Annotated in this window: 13 protein-coding genes and 2 pseudogenes; 9 read left to right on the forward strand and 6 right to left on the reverse strand. The window is 43.0% G+C overall.

What is annotated here, in order from left to right:
* Window positions 1-17: 17 nt before the first annotated feature.
* The 4 genes from AC5FEC_RS05605 to AC5FEC_RS05620 form a co-directional block, all read right to left on the reverse strand.
* Window positions 18-611, reverse strand: coding sequence for a helix-turn-helix domain-containing protein (locus AC5FEC_RS05605; RefSeq protein WP_493661569.1), 594 nt, complete (start codon window positions 609-611; stop codon window positions 18-20).
* A gap of 170 nt (window positions 612-781) precedes the next feature.
* Complete coding sequence (locus tag AC5FEC_RS05610; protein ID WP_493661570.1) at window positions 782-1,168, reverse strand: bleomycin resistance protein; 387 nt, start codon at window positions 1,166-1,168, stop codon at window positions 782-784.
* 11 nt (window positions 1,169-1,179) lie between these two features.
* Window positions 1,180-2,007 (reverse strand): exodeoxyribonuclease III, encoded by an 828-nt coding sequence (locus AC5FEC_RS05615; protein WP_493661571.1) that lies wholly within the window; start codon window positions 2,005-2,007, stop codon window positions 1,180-1,182.
* Between the two features lie 84 nt (window positions 2,008-2,091).
* Window positions 2,092-2,763 carry a methyltransferase family protein gene (locus AC5FEC_RS05620; protein ID WP_493661572.1) on the reverse strand — a complete coding sequence of 224 codons (672 nt, stop codon included), beginning with the start codon at window positions 2,761-2,763 and terminating at the stop codon, window positions 2,092-2,094.
* Between the two features lie 259 nt (window positions 2,764-3,022).
* On the opposite strand from AC5FEC_RS05620, the pseudogene AC5FEC_RS05625 reads away from it, so the two are divergent.
* The 4 genes and pseudogenes from AC5FEC_RS05625 to AC5FEC_RS05640 form a co-directional block, all read left to right on the forward strand.
* A pseudogene (locus AC5FEC_RS05625) lies at window positions 3,023-3,115 on the forward strand (DUF421 domain-containing protein); the annotation flags it as partial.
* 129 nt (window positions 3,116-3,244) lie between these two features.
* Window positions 3,245-5,245 (forward strand): methionine--tRNA ligase, encoded by a 2,001-nt coding sequence (gene metG, locus AC5FEC_RS05630; RefSeq protein ID WP_493661573.1) that lies wholly within the window; start codon window positions 3,245-3,247, stop codon window positions 5,243-5,245.
* A 173-nt stretch (window positions 5,246-5,418) separates the two neighbouring features.
* Complete coding sequence (locus AC5FEC_RS05635; protein ID WP_262366323.1) at window positions 5,419-5,553, forward strand: hypothetical protein; 135 nt, start codon at window positions 5,419-5,421, stop codon at window positions 5,551-5,553.
* A gap of 4 nt (window positions 5,554-5,557) precedes the next feature.
* Window positions 5,558-6,213 (forward strand): annotated as a pseudogene (locus tag AC5FEC_RS05640) (DUF4230 domain-containing protein).
* 112 nt (window positions 6,214-6,325) lie between these two features.
* On the opposite strand, the gene AC5FEC_RS05645 reads toward AC5FEC_RS05640, so the two are convergent.
* Together AC5FEC_RS05645 and AC5FEC_RS05650 are read right to left on the reverse strand one after the other, a co-directional pair.
* The gene (locus AC5FEC_RS05645; RefSeq protein WP_493661574.1) at window positions 6,326-7,531 is read right to left on the reverse strand and encodes a DUF2974 domain-containing protein; all 1,206 of its coding nucleotides are present in this window, start codon (window positions 7,529-7,531) and stop codon (window positions 6,326-6,328) included.
* Between the two features lie 118 nt (window positions 7,532-7,649).
* Window positions 7,650-8,909, reverse strand: coding sequence for an NRAMP family divalent metal transporter (locus AC5FEC_RS05650; protein WP_149517909.1), 1,260 nt, complete (start codon window positions 8,907-8,909; stop codon window positions 7,650-7,652).
* 205 nt (window positions 8,910-9,114) lie between these two features.
* Here AC5FEC_RS05650 and AC5FEC_RS05655 point away from each other — a divergent pair, with 205 nt between their 5' ends.
* From AC5FEC_RS05655 to AC5FEC_RS05675, 5 genes are all read left to right on the forward strand, one after another.
* Window positions 9,115-9,801, forward strand: a complete 687-nt coding sequence (locus tag AC5FEC_RS05655; RefSeq protein WP_037615348.1) for a response regulator transcription factor — start codon at window positions 9,115-9,117, stop codon at window positions 9,799-9,801.
* Window positions 9,785-10,765 carry a sensor histidine kinase gene (locus AC5FEC_RS05660; RefSeq protein WP_493661575.1) on the forward strand — a complete coding sequence of 327 codons (981 nt, stop codon included), beginning with the start codon at window positions 9,785-9,787 and terminating at the stop codon, window positions 10,763-10,765. Before AC5FEC_RS05655 ends, AC5FEC_RS05660 begins: the two co-directional genes overlap by 17 nt.
* Window positions 10,766-10,876: 111 nt before the next feature.
* Entirely contained in the window at window positions 10,877-11,635 is a 759-nt protein-coding gene (locus AC5FEC_RS05665) for a TraX family protein (protein WP_493661576.1), read from the forward strand.
* Between the two features lie 83 nt (window positions 11,636-11,718).
* Window positions 11,719-12,498, forward strand: a complete 780-nt coding sequence (locus AC5FEC_RS05670; protein ID WP_493661577.1) for an ABC transporter ATP-binding protein — start codon at window positions 11,719-11,721, stop codon at window positions 12,496-12,498.
* The gene (locus AC5FEC_RS05675; protein ID WP_493661578.1) at window positions 12,479-14,479 is read left to right on the forward strand and encodes an ABC transporter permease; all 2,001 of its coding nucleotides are present in this window, start codon (window positions 12,479-12,481) and stop codon (window positions 14,477-14,479) included. The genes AC5FEC_RS05670 and AC5FEC_RS05675 overlap by 20 nt, the downstream gene beginning before the upstream one ends.
* Window positions 14,480-14,497 lie beyond the last annotated feature (18 nt).

Consider the following 14,497-nt stretch of genomic DNA (forward strand, 5'->3'; position numbering starts at 1 on the left):
GTCTGATGACTTCGCTTTTATTTGATAGGGAAGAAGGAAAGGTAGAACCAGGAAATCAGCAGAGCTATTGCACCGATTCCAAGTCCGAATAGAATAGGAAGGATGATTCTTTGGTAGGGAGCTTTACCTCTTTCTTCGGCTTCTTCAATCTCGCTCAGGCTGCGTCCTTGGTCATAGGCGACAATCTGGCGATAGGTACGAAGATTATGCTTTTTCTTGAATTTCTCAATGCGTAGGGTGTAGAACATCGCGATAGCAAAAATCAAGCAACTAATAGCGATGCCGTACCAATCCAAATAAAAAATTAGGGAAATGCTGATGATAGGACTGCCAATTAGCAGCAAGCTAAAGACCACTCCATCTTTTTGATAGCGCATAAATTCTTGGTCGTGAATAATTTGTTTCATGGTTTCCAAATCTCCTTTTACTAGTTTGTCCAACGACACTTCAAAGACCTTGCTCAGTAAGAGCAGATTTTGAATATCAGGGTAGGTCGCGCCGCGCTCCCAGTTGGAAATGGATTGACGGCTGACAAAGATTATTTCAGCTAAATCATCTTGAGATAAATTTTTCTCTTTACGATAGTGCTGGATTTGTTTTCCGACTTGCATAAGATTTCCTCGCTTTCTGATTTCATTCTACTCAATTTTACTGAAAGTGGCTATCAAAGTTCTTTGACATGCTGATTTTATGGGCTTTAGCAAAGGTTTTTGTCACTGGATTTACAGGTCTGTCAATTTATATTTACCTACTGAAAAAGGGGGCAGCAGCCTCCTTTTTCTTATTCACTAAATCTTAAAAAATAACCATCTGGGTCCAAAATCGCAAATTCATGAGGATAGATAAAGCTATTCCCTACGCGAAATTCTCTTTTCGTTAGCGGACGATGGATGGGATAGTCAGCTTCCAGAAGTGTTTGGTAGAGCTGTGGGACATCCTCAATGCCAAAGGAAATATTGACACCGAGCCCGAAAGGATAGGTCAGCTGAGCTAACTCATCAGCGCTACCTTCTTCTAGCATAAGTTGGCAGTCTTCAAGTGAGAGGAAGAGAAACTTTTCCTCTGGACGCTCGTATTCGACAGAGAATCCAAGCAAGTTGCAGTAGAAGTGGCGCGACTTTTCGATGTCGGATACTATAAATTCGGGAATGACAGCCTGATAGTCCATCAGTTTTCTCCTTAAAGTTCAATCTCCATGACAATCGGTGTGTGGTCTTGGCGCGCACCGGAGTCAATCATATAAGATTTGGTTACCTTGTCAGCTACACGGTTGCTGGTCAGCCAGTAGTCGATTCTCCAGCCTGTGTTGTTGATTTTAGAAGTCTTGCTGCGCTGCGCCCACCAAGTGTATTGATTAGGGATATCGCCGTGCAAGTGACGGAAGGTGTCGGTAAAGCCTTTGGCTAGCAGGTTGGTGAAGCCAGCGCGCTCTTCGTCGGTAAAGCCTGGTGAACGGCGGTTGCTGGCTGGATTGGCCAAGTCGATTTCCTTGTGGGCCACATTGTAGTCGCCAGTAGCGAGTACTGGTTTTTGTTCATCTAGTGTTGCCAAGTAGTCAGCGTATTTGGCATCCCAGACTTGACGGTCATCCAAGCGTTTGAGGCCATCGCCAGCATTAGGCGTATAGACCTGAGTGACGAAGAAGCTGTCAAACTCCAGTGTAATAATGCGACCTTCGACATCCATAGTCGACGGAGCACCGATTTCTGGGAAGGTCACGATTGGTGTCAGTTCATTTTTGTAAAGGAACATGGTTCCTGCATAGCCCTTGCGGGCCGGCTCTTGGGACGAACGCCAAGTGCTTTCGTAATCTGGGAAGAGGTTTGTCAAGATTTTTAAGTGCTTTTTAGTAGGACCTTTAGCAGATAACTTTGTTTCCTGAATGGCGATAATATCTGCCTTTTCTGCCTGAAGCGTCTGAAGAACAGCCTGAGAGAGCTGAGCGCGGGCAGAATCACTGGTCAGGGCAGCGTTGAGGGAGTCAATATTCCAAGAGATGAGTTTCATAAGGGTACCTTTTCTAGACTTATTTTTTTCTATTTTACCAAAAAAAGCCTAAGCAGGCGAGTTTTGGGTTTGTCATTTTCTTTGTTACCATAGGAAGGGAATGATTTTTGTAGGGACTTGATTTTTGTATTCTTGATAGCCTTCTAGATTCTTTTCTAAGAAAGCCTCTTCTCCTTTTATGCGCTGGTTGATAATAGGAAGATAAAGAAGCATGACAAGGAAAGCTAAAAGTGAACCTAAAATGAGCGGAATGCTCAGAAACAGGCCAAGGGTTGCTAGATACATAGGATGTCTGACGATTCCGTAAAGCCCAGTTGAAATGACGTTTTGCTGGTCTTGAACATCAATAATTCTAAATAAATGGTTATTTTCTTTCAGAACTTCAGCATAGAGGAGATAGGATGCTAGAAAAATGAAACTTGCACACCATGTGATTAGGCTGGGGACTTGAAACCAAGAGAAACGATAGTCTAAACCAGCTAAGATAAAGGTAGCAAGAAAAAGTAAAGCACTTAAAAAAATGATCTGCTTTTGTTCCTTTTCTTTCTCTTTCATTTCCAGTCTTTTTCTGAGGAGGTCAGGTTTATAAAGGAACAGAAGGATTCCAATCAAGAGCATTGGTAGAAAGACCAATCCCACGAGAAGCCAGCCCTTCCAAAAGTCTAAACTTCCTGCTGGTATAAAAATGAGCAAAATCAAAAACATAAGACCAGACAGGTATTTTAGAATAGCTTGGCTAATAAGATGTGTTTTCATTTTTAGCCCTCCTTTTCTTCATTATACTAAAAATCTGTGTAAAAATTCACTCGGAAGACGTCTATTGCTAAAAATTCTTTGCAAAAATTCACTCGAAGAGCATCAAATACAAAAATTTATTTGTAAAAATTAGTTAGAAAAGCACAGATTCCATAGATTTACTTGTGAACGATTTGTCGAATGGTAATAATTCAAAAGATTTATGGGTAAAAAGTACCTCGAAAAGCGTGATTTCCCATAAATTATTGTCAAAAAGTTCGTCGAGAGACTGACTAAAAGCGGTTATCCTGACATTTCTAATATCTTTATCGCAGAATACGAAAGCGGCAGTTTGAACGTTGTGACATATTAAACCTAGAATCTTGTCTAGGTCTTTTTTATGCTTACAGAAGAAGAATTTGTCCTGTCGCAAACCCCGTGAAATATGATATAATGAAGTGTTATCAAAAAAAGGTTTCATTAGCCTTGAAAGGATTAAAAAATGACTACAAAACAACCGTTTTATATTACGACACCTATTTATTACCCGTCTGGCAAGCTCCATATCGGTAATGCTACTACAACTATTGCCTGCGACGTTTTGGCTCGCTACAAGCGTCTCATGGGCTACGATGTTTTCTATCTGACTGGTCTTGACGAGCATGGACAGAAGATTCAGGCTAAGGCTGAGGAGGCTGGTATTAATCCGCAAGCCTATGTCGATGGTATGGCAGTTGGGGTTAAAGAACTATGGAAACAGCTGGATATTTCTTATGACAAATTTATCCGAACAACTGATGACTACCATGAAAAGGTTGTAGCGGATGTCTTTGAAAAACTCTTAGCACAAGATGATATTTACTTGGGAGAATATTCAGGCTGGTATTCTGTATCTGACGAGGAATTCTTCACTGAAAGCCAGTTGGCAGAAGTCTTCCGTGATGAAAATGGGAAAGTGACTGGCGGAATCGCACCGTCTGGACATGAAGTGGAGTGGGTATCAGAAGAGTCTTACTTCCTTCGTCTCAGCAAGTATCAAGACCGCTTGGTAGAATTTTTCAAATCGCATCCAGATTTTATCACGCCGAATGGACGCCTCAATGAAATGCTGAAAAACTTCATTGAGCCGGGTCTGGAAGACTTGGCCGTATCTCGGACGACCTTTACTTGGGGTGTGCCGGTACCTTCTAATCCAAAACACGTGGTCTATGTCTGGATTGATGCCCTGCTCAACTATGTGACTGCCCTTGGTTATGGTCAAAATAACCATGGTAACTTTGTTAAATTTTGGAATAGTGGAACAGTTTATCATATGGTAGCTAAGGACATTCTGCGTTTCCACTCTATCTACTGGCCAATCCTGCTCATGATGCTGGATATCAAGTTGCCTGACCGCTTGATTGCTCACGGTTGGTTTGTCATGAAGGATGGCAAGATGTCCAAGTCTAAGGGAAATGTGGTCTATCCTGAAATGTTGGTAGAACGCTATGGTCTAGATGCTCTACGCTATTACCTCATGCGCAGTCTTCCAGTTGGATCTGATGGAACTTTCACGCCAGAAGATTATGTTGGCCGTATCAACTATGAGTTGGCCAATGACCTGGGGAACCTGCTCAACCGTACTGTTTCCATGATTAACAAATACTTTGACGGTCAGGTGCCAGCCTACGAAGAAAATGTGACGGACTTTGATGGGGCTCTGGCTCAGGTAGCAGCTGACTCCATCGCTGACTACTACAAACACATGGATGCAGTGGACTACCCACGCGCGCTGGAAGCAGTCTGGACGCTCATCTCCCGCACCAATAAATACATTGACGAAACAGCTCCTTGGGTTCTGGCTAAGGATGAAGCTAAGGTCAAAAAACTGGCAGCAGTTATGAGTCACTTGGCAGCGAGTCTTCGTGTTGTGGCGCACTTGATTGAGCCTTTCATGATGGAGACCAGCAAGGCTGTCCTCAGTCAACTCGGCTTGCCTCAAGCAGTTTCGTTGGAAAACCTAGCAATTGACCAGCTCCCAGCAGGTCTGACAGTTGTAGAAAAAGGAACACCAATCTTCCCGCGTCTCGATATGGAAGAAGAAGTCGACTATATCAAGGGGCAAATGGAAGCTGGCAAACCAGCGGCTCAAAAAGAATGGAAGCCAGAAGAAGTGGAGCTCAAACTTAACCGTGAAGCGATCAAGTTTGACGACTTTGATAAAGTAGAAATCCGTGTCGCAGAGGTCAAAGAAGTTTCTAAAGTTGAAGGCTCTGACAAGCTGCTTCAGTTCCGCTTGGATGCAGGAGACGGTGAAGACCGCCAAATCCTCTCAGGTATTGCCAAATACTATCCAAATGAACAAGAACTGGTCGGTAAAAAAGTCCAAATTGTTGCTAACCTTAAACCACGTAAGATGATGGGGCGCATCAGCCAAGGTATGATCCTTTCAGCTGAACACGGCGACCAACTGACTCTCCTTACCGTGGATGAGAAAGTACCAAATGGAAGTTTGATTGGATAATGTTATTTAGAACAATTTCTATAATAGGAAATGTCGATTAACAAACCAACCTAATAAGTAATGAATCCCGGCAAGATGCTGGGATTTTTTGTGAATAATTTTTTAAAAACACTTGACAATTCATATATATATATATATATAATACCTAATGAAAAGATTTTAGGAGTTATATTATGAAAATAGTAAAAATTGCATCACTTGTTTTGTTGTTGCTTTTAATTGTCCTTCTTTTTCCGCTGAATCCTTATTTAGCCGCTTTTCTGGCTCTGGCTAGTCTTGGTGCAGCATTTTTGATTCGGAGGAAGTAGTATAATGAAAATAGTTAAGGATTTCATAAAAAAGTTTTGGGAGCTAAGATTTACGTTTGGATTGTGGTAGCCATTCTCGCTATCTTTTTTGTTGTTGCAAAAACGTATAATATTATTGGGTACTTCCAAGGGAAAAATGCTTCAAATGAACAGACCCAAGTCTATACTCGAATCACTCACTTGGAACAAGTTAACGAAAGTGTCTTTTTAAATGTTGGAATTCAAAAGGTTGAAACGATTGAGAAAGATAAAAAAATACCTGGTACCAATATCAGTATTCCACTCTCTGTTAAGAAAGTAATTATCATTCTCAATTATACGGCTAAATTTGAAATTAAAGAAGGAGTCAAGGTTAGGAAAATCGCTGAGCATGAATATGAGCTAACGATACCTAAATATCAAGTCATAGGAGTTAAGGTTCCAGATAATCCCAAAGATCGATATAAACTATATGATACGAGTGGACAGTTGTTGAGCGGTTCAACAGAAAATATTGATACTGGAGAATATGTTAGTAAGGAGCTCAGCAATAAAGAACAAGAAGAATATCTTAAACAATATAAAAATCTTATCACACAATCAGCTGAGCAATATTATAGAGCTATTGTAACTGGTATTGACCCAGAAGCTAAAGTAACATTTAAAAATGTGAATGAATAAATCAATCTCATAATTTTATAATTATTTCTAATATATAAAAATCAGGAACAGTATGAATACTATTCCTGATTTTCTTTTAGATTAGAGAGTTGCCAAGTGCTGTATTTATAGCTTATTGCTCATTGGGTTCATCTGTTTGAGCGGGATCATTGCTTGTGAAAGGAAGATTCTTAGTGAATTCGGATAGATTTTCCTTGACCTCTTGGACAAGTTTGCTAGGCGTCAGCAGGTTTATGTCGTCTTTCCAAGATTGGTAGCGCATGTCTACCAGTAGTTTGGCGAGGCGCGTCAGCATATCCCGCTCCTCATCTGTGAGAGCATTGGCATTTTCAAAAACAGCCAAGATTTTGTTGAAATTTTCCAGCTTGGTGAGGTCATTGATGGAGCTGATACCAGCATCCAGGATGAGGCCGAAAAAGAGGTCGAAAAAGTCTTTTAATTCCTCATCAGAAACGCTATCTACCCAGTTTTTCAGAGTTTTATCTACTTGAAGGCTGTCTGGATTGAGGTTGTCCAGTAAGACAAAAGTCTGATCACTGATCTGCCAAGTGAAGGTATCGTGCTGGGCCAGACCGCCGATAGCTGTACTTTTGACAATCTGAGCCTGCTTAGGTGTTTCGAGCATCATTCCGACGATAGAGCCCTGTGGAATGTAGCGCTTTATCTTGTCTGAAATAGTTTGGTAGCCTTGACTGGTGATGACCGAGTGATTCAGTCCAGGGGCATCATAGCTGTAAATGCTCTGAATCCGCTCTTGATATTTTGGCTCGATCTGACTAGCAGCGTAGGAGGCTAGATTTCCGCCCTTTGAGTGACCCGTCAGGATGAACTGACCAGGCAGAGCATCCATGGCTTTTCGCAGATAATTGACTGCCGTTTTTTGAGCTGGTACCTGATCCATATAAGTCATGTGGAAGTCCTCTTTCCAGCCGATAATGGAATCATCGGTTCCGCGGAAGGTCAGGACATAACTATCGGGCTTTATTTTGAAAATCATAGCTGCAAACTGCTTTTGAACATCCGGATCAATATCATTGACATAGCCCATGAGCTTAATATTTTTGAAGCGGGTTGAGCTAGCTACCTTCTCTAAAAGTTTTAGCCGATTTTTAGTCACTAACATGGACAAATCTTGGGGCATCTTTTCAGCAGCTTCAAACAAGCGGCAAGTACAATCAGGGGATATCTGATCAGATACAATCTGGTCAAAAGGCAGATAAGTTATTTCTGTCAGCATCAGCATATCCAGTTCATTAAAGGGGGTGTCGTAGATACTGTCGTAAGCTACTTGGTCTAGGTAATCAAAAATTATTCCCATATCGATCTCCATATTCTATCTTCTTACAGTATAGCATAAGTGGGGCTAGTTGTCAGAAAGGGAAAAAGAAAAGAGCGGAAACCTGAAGATATTCTTCAGTATTTCCAGCTCTTTTGATCTAGTAAGCTTTACCGATGAGGATGGCGTAGATAAAGAATAAAGCGAAGCCAAAGAGGAAGATCAAACCAAGGATGGAAAGACCTTTTAGCCATTTACCCAGATGTTTATTCTCGCTCGTAACGAGGAGATAGTTTAGGAGGGCAAAAAATGGAGTAGTCAGGAAGGAAGCAATCATGGCAAAACGAAGCATGAGGGCCACACTACCTTGGAAGAAGTAGATGATAATGCCACCGATAATGGCTGTAGCTGTCATCCAGATATGTAGAGTTTTCTGAGAAGTCTTCTCTTCATTGAGAAGGAGGCGTAGGGATTCAGCGTTTACACGAGAATAGCCATCAATAACGGTAATAACGGTACCGAAGATACAGAGAAAGGCAATGAAAGTAATCAGAATCCGTGTCCAATCACCAAGGACAGATGCGTACATCCCAACGAATTGCTGGATGTAGGCAGCGCCAGCATCTTGAACTGGTTGACCAGTTGGATACTGGACGAGAGCTCCCATAGCGACGAAGAAGATGGCCAGAATGGCCGTACCGATATACCCAACGTTAAAGTCAAAAAGTCCGTCCGTGACAGAGATGTTGACAGATTTTCCTTTCTCAGCAGTCCAGAGGGAGTTGATTGCCGAAATCTCGATTGGAGCTGGCATCCAGCCCATCAGAGAAACGATGAAAGGTAAGGCAGCCATCTGCCAAGGTGTCTTTTCAACGAAGTCTGCTCCGTACTCAGGATGCTTGATAATAGCAACGATGACCGCAATTACGGTTGCAAAGGTTAGAGCAGACATGATCCATTTGGCAAGGCCATCTAGGAACTTGTAGCCACCAAAGAGTAGCATTGCCCAGATCAGGATGATGAGGATCAGAGACCATTGAGTAATACTGAGTCCAAGGGCATTTGGAAAGGCGCTGGCGATAATGGCAGCACAGAGAATCCCGACCCCTGCTGTATTGACCAAGGCGGAGAATACATTTAAAACGAAGAAGATGCCTAAGTAGACTTTTCCTTTTTGGGCATAGCCTTCAACTAAGCTGTGACCAGTTTCTAAGGTATACTCAGCACCGAAGCGAAAGAAGGGATATTTGAAGAGGTTGGCCAAGATGACCAGTCCCATCAAAGCCCAGCCATACTTGGCGCCTGCTTGAGCAGAGGAAACAATGTGAGAGCCACCAACAGCAGCAGAGGCCATGAGGATCCCAGGACCTAGAGCTTTTAGTTTAGACTGCCAGGTAGATGTCTGAGTTTGTTCTAGCATAATAATCTCCTTATTATAAAAAATGAATTTTCAGACAATTCTGAATGTAGTGTTATTTTATCTTTTTACTCTACTTTTGTCAACATTTCTTGAATGATTTCTTGAAATTCTCTGAAAACAAAATGAATTTCAATCTAAAAAAGTCTCTGTGATTTAAGGGAGAATTTGATATAATAGCAGTAAGAAAAATGAGTGAGGAAATGGAATGCACAAGATTTTACTGGTCGAGGATGATGCGGTCATCCGTCAAATGATCAAAAAAATGCTAGAGCAGTGGGGCTATCAGGTTGTGGCGATTGAAGATTTTATGCAGGTTTTGACGACCTTTGTCAAGGAGGAGCCCCAGCTGGTGCTGATGGATATTGGTCTGCCTCTCTTTAACGGCTACCATTGGTGCCAGGAAATTCGGAAGATTTCGACGGTGCCGATTATGTTTCTGTCTTCGCGCGACCAGTCTATGGATATCGTCATGGCCATCAATATGGGCGCAGATGACTATGTGACCAAGCCTTTTGATAATAATGTCTTTCTGGCAAAAGTTCAAGGCCTGCTGCGACGTTCGTATGAGTTTGGAACGGATCAAAGTCTTTTGGAATATCAGGGTGTGATTTTAAATCTTAAATCCATGGATTTGGTCTATGAGGGCGAGCTTGTGACGCTAACCAAGAATGAATTTCAGATCTTGCGGGTGCTCTTTGAGCATTCCGGTAGTATCGTGGCGCGTGATGATTTGATGAAGGAGCTCTGGAACAGCGATTTCTTTATCGATGACAATACCTTGTCCGTCAATGTTGCCCGCCTGCGCAAGAAGCTGGAGGAGCACGGCCTGAAGCATTTTATTGAGACGAAAAAAGGGATAGGATATGGTTTGACCAATGGACATGCAGGATAAATTTTTCTTTTTGAAGCATCATCTCTACTCCCGTCGCTTCATTTTGTCGCTCTTGCTGATTGTATTTTCGATTATGGGGATGTTTGCCTTTATTTTCGAGGATGGGCGCAGTCTGCTAGAGTATCAGTTGCTCTTAGCCTTTCTCCTCGCTAGCTTTTTCTTGGGAATGGACTTAGCTAGCGCCTATAAGGAATACCGCAACCAGCTCTTTTATGCCTCAGGTCGGCCTCAGACAGCCTTAGAGGATCTCCTTTTTGAGAAACTGGCTCTTTTGGAAATGGACAAGAAGAACCGTGCGATTGAGGAGAGGGAGAAGTTAAATGACCTGATGGACTATTATACGCTCTGGGCTCATCAGATTAAGACGCCTATTGCGGCTAGTTCCCTGCTGGTCGGAGAGATTGAGGACAAGAAGGTCAAGAACCAGCTGGAGCAAGAGCTCTTTAAGATTGAGTCCTATGTCAATATCGTCTTGCAGTACCTTCGTTTGGAGAGTTTCCACGAGGATTTGGTCTTGAAAAAGGAAAATGTTGAAGACTTGGTCAAGGAGATTGTCAAAAAGTATGCGATTTTCTTTATCCAAAAGGGGCTGAGCCTCAGCCTGCATGATCTGGACCGAACTATCATCACAGATAAGAAGTGGTTCGTCGTTATTTTGGAGCAAGTGCTGTCGAACAGTCTGAAATACACCAGTCAAGGCGGGATTGAGATTTATTTTCAGGAGGATAGGCTTTATATCAAAGACAGCGGTCTGGGCATTCAAGATGCGGATTTACTACGCGTTTTTGAGCGAGGTTTTTCGGGCTATAATGGTCGCCTGACCCAGCAGTCATCTGGCTTGGGGCTTTATCTGTCCAAGAAAATCGCAGATGAGCTGGGGCACCAGATTAGCATCGCTTCGCAGGTCGGACAGGGAACGACTGTCATGATTCGCTTTTCTGAGAAAAAAATGATATTTGAATAGGGCAATCTTACAAACTTGTAAGATTGGCAAGTGAAATTGAAAGGTTAGGTTATGGTACCGACCTTTCTTTTTTTGTAAGATAGATGTATAAAGAAGACAAGGAGATACGAAATGAAAACAAGAGGATTAAATGCTTTCCAACTCAAGCTCTTCATGGCCTTTCTCATGGTTTTTGATCATATTTACAAGATTCCAGGACTCTTGCCGACAGGCTGGGATGGAATTTTCCACCTGCTGACCCGTTGCGTAGGCGCTTGGTTTGCTTTTAGCGCAGTAGAGGGTTTTCTGCATACGCGCAACCGCTTGGCCTACAATGCACGCTTGTTTATCTGGGCGGCTATCATGCAGCTGGGCAATAGCATCTTGACGCTGTTGTTCCAAGGCAAGGGAATTTATCTTGGCAACAATATTTTTCTTACTCTGGCCTGTGGCCTTCTGGTGCTCAATCTTGTATTTGGCTTTTCAAAAAATAGGCAAGCTCCTAGGGATGAGAAGCGCTATTTGCGGCTTGGTGGGGCGGTATTGGTTGGTTTAGCAGGAGTCGTTTTGACAGAAGGTGGGATGACCATCATTCCCTTTATGCTGCTTAGCTATATCTTCCGCAATCAGCCTGTACTCAGAACTCTTTCTTACATTGTCTTGGCCTTTCTGCTCTTTTGTCTGAGCATTGAAATCTACCCAACCATGGGAGCTACCATTTCCATGCTGCTCTACAATTCAGACTGGGCCTTTATTACCGTCTTGCCCTTCCTCCATCTCTACAATGGAGAGCGAGGCTATAATGGCAAATGGGGCAAGTATTTCTTTTATATCTTTTACCCAGCCCATCTCTGGCTCATCACGCTGATTGCTTATCTGGTGCAGAGATAGACAAGTCAGTTTAGTCATGAAGTGCTAGAAATAGCAATAGACAAGTATCTGTATTAAAATAATAATAGAAAAAGGAGAGAATGATGACATTATTAGACGTACAACACGTGAAAAAAATTTATAAAACTCGCTTTCAGGGCAGCCAAGTAGAGGCGCTAAAGGATATTCACTTTACAGTGGAGAAAGGCGAATATGTCGCCATCATGGGAGAATCCGGCTCTGGGAAATCCACCCTGCTCAACATCCTAGCCATGCTGGACAAGCCGACTGAGGGCCGTGTTTTCCTTAATGGAACTGACACGGCAACCATCAAAAACAGCCAGGCTTCCAGCTTCCGCCGGGAGAAATTAGGCTTTGTCTTCCAGGATTTCAACCTGCTGGACACCCTGTCGGTCAAGGATAATGTCCTTCTACCCTTGGTACTCTCTCGTCGTCCCATTACCGAGATGATGCAAAAGCTGGTCACGACCTGCAACGAGCTGGGGATTAACAAGCTTCAAGAGAAGTTTCCTTATGAGATTTCCGGTGGTCAGAAGCAGCGGGTGGCAGTTGCTCGCGCTATCATCACTGAGCCTGAGATTTTGCTGGCGGATGAACCAACAGGAGCCTTGGATTCCAAGTCTTCAGCTGCTCTCTTGGATGTCTTTGACGACATCAATGCCCGCGGCCAGACCATTCTCATGGTGACCCACTCGACCTCGGCAGCCAGTCGTGCCAAGCGGGTGCTCTTTATCAAGGATGGGATTCTTTACAACCAAATCTTCCGCGGCAACAAGACCGAGCGGCAGATGTTCCAAGAGATTTCTGATACTCTGACAGTTATGGCAAGTGAGGTGGGCGATTATGTTCAAACTAACGAGTAAACTGGCCTTGTCAAATCTGATCAAAAATCGCAGTTTGTATTATCCATTTACTTTGGCGACGATACTGGCAACAGCGATTTTGTATAGTTTTGTCTCACTGGCTCACAGTCCAAATATGGAGACCTCTTATGGTGGTACAGCAGCCCGCATGACCTTGCAGTTTGGTATCTATGTCATTCAGATTGCCGTCCTTATCCTCATCACCTATGCCAATAGCTTCGTCATGAAAAACCGCTCCCGAGAGTTGGGAGTCTATAGTCTGCTGGGCATGGAGAAAAAGCATCTGTTAGTCATGACCTTCTTTGAACTCTGTGTCTTTTATCTAGCTACAGTTGGTCTGGGTATCTTGTCTGGCTTAGCTTTGGACAAGATGCTTTACGCAGTCCTTTTGAAATTGATGGGAATGCCTGCCGTTATTGCCTCGACCTTCCAATGGCAGAATGTTTGGTTGACTCTGGCCAGTCTGGGTGTCGCTTTTGCGGTGATATTGTTGCTCAATTCTTTACGCCTTCTACGCCATAGCTCTCTTAATCTAATGAAAGAAAAGAAAGCTGGCGAGAAGAAGGGACGCTTCCTTTTGCTGCAAACCTTGCTGGGGCTTCTGCTCATGGGTGTAGCTTATTATATGGCTTTGACCGTTACCAAACCTGTCGCTGCTATCGGCAATTTCTTTATCGCTGTGATCATGGTTATCCTAGCAACTTATCTGCTTTTTAATGCAGGTTCGATTACACTATTGAAATTTCTCAAAAAGCGCAAAGGCTACTACTACAAAACGCAGAATTTCATTTCTGTTTCCAATCTCATCTCGCGGATGCGTAAAAATGCAGCAGGATTGGCAACTATCTCCATTCTATCTACCATGCTCTTAGTGACTCTGGTTGGCACAATCAATATCTATGTTGGAGGTCAGGATTATATTACCACCTTGCATCCAAAGGATTATAATGTCAGCGTCGTCTTGCCGAAATCGACTGATCAGAAGGAAGCACTGTTGGACAAGGTCCAGCAAGTCGCTCAGGAAACAGGTCTGAAGAAGCCAAACTATACTGCCTATCTTTACCAATCATCCTTCATCATGAAACTGGCTGGAAATGATATCACTGTTCCAATGCAAAGCGAGCTGGAGTCGGATTCAAGTATCTTGACCAAGTCTGCTGGCACGATTACGGTCATCAATCGTCAGGATTATGAAAAAATGACAGGGAAAAAGATAGACTTGGCAGACGATGAAAGTCTTGTCTATGGAAAAAATGTTTCCTTAAATAAGGACAAGCCTCTCCGAGTGAATGGCAAGGACTGGAAAATTAAGCAGCTTTTATCGTCGAATTTCACGCATGGGGAAATCCCTAATCCAAACGATGTGGCCATGGAGCAGGGTCTCTATATGGTGGTCAATGATAGCAAAGATGTTAATCTCGATGTGGATCATTACTACTACATTGGAGTTGCTTCAGAGACTAAGGACAGTAAAAAGTTTGTCGAGCAAGTCCAGCTGGGGTTGAGAGACTCTTTGGATCAGGAACAAGCTCAAGATGGTAGCTTCGCAATGGCTAGTGACCGTTACAGCGCAGAAAAGAGCTATCAAGAACTTACTGGAACCTTGCTCTTCATCGGTGTCTTCCTCTCCGTTATCTTCCTTCTAGGAGCTGTTCTCGTGATTTACTACAAGCAAATCTCTGAGGGCTATGAAGACCGTGATGGCTTTATTATCTTACAAAAAGTTGGTTTAGATGAAAAGCAGACTAGAAGTACCATTCGCAAGCAGATTTTGACTGTTTTCTTCCTACCTCTCATCTTTGCTTTTCTACATATAGCAGCAGTTTTTCATATGCTGCGCTTGATTGTTGCCCTATTGGGTGTGACCAATCTTCCTCTCTTAATCCAGACAACACTTGCAACTTGCGGCGTCTTCCTCCTGACTTATATTTTAGTATTCTTACTAACTTCCCGCAGTTACCGCAAGATTGTCGCCCGCTAAGAGCAAATCCCTGACCTC

The organism is Streptococcus sp. STC1396 (assembly GCF_058933875.1).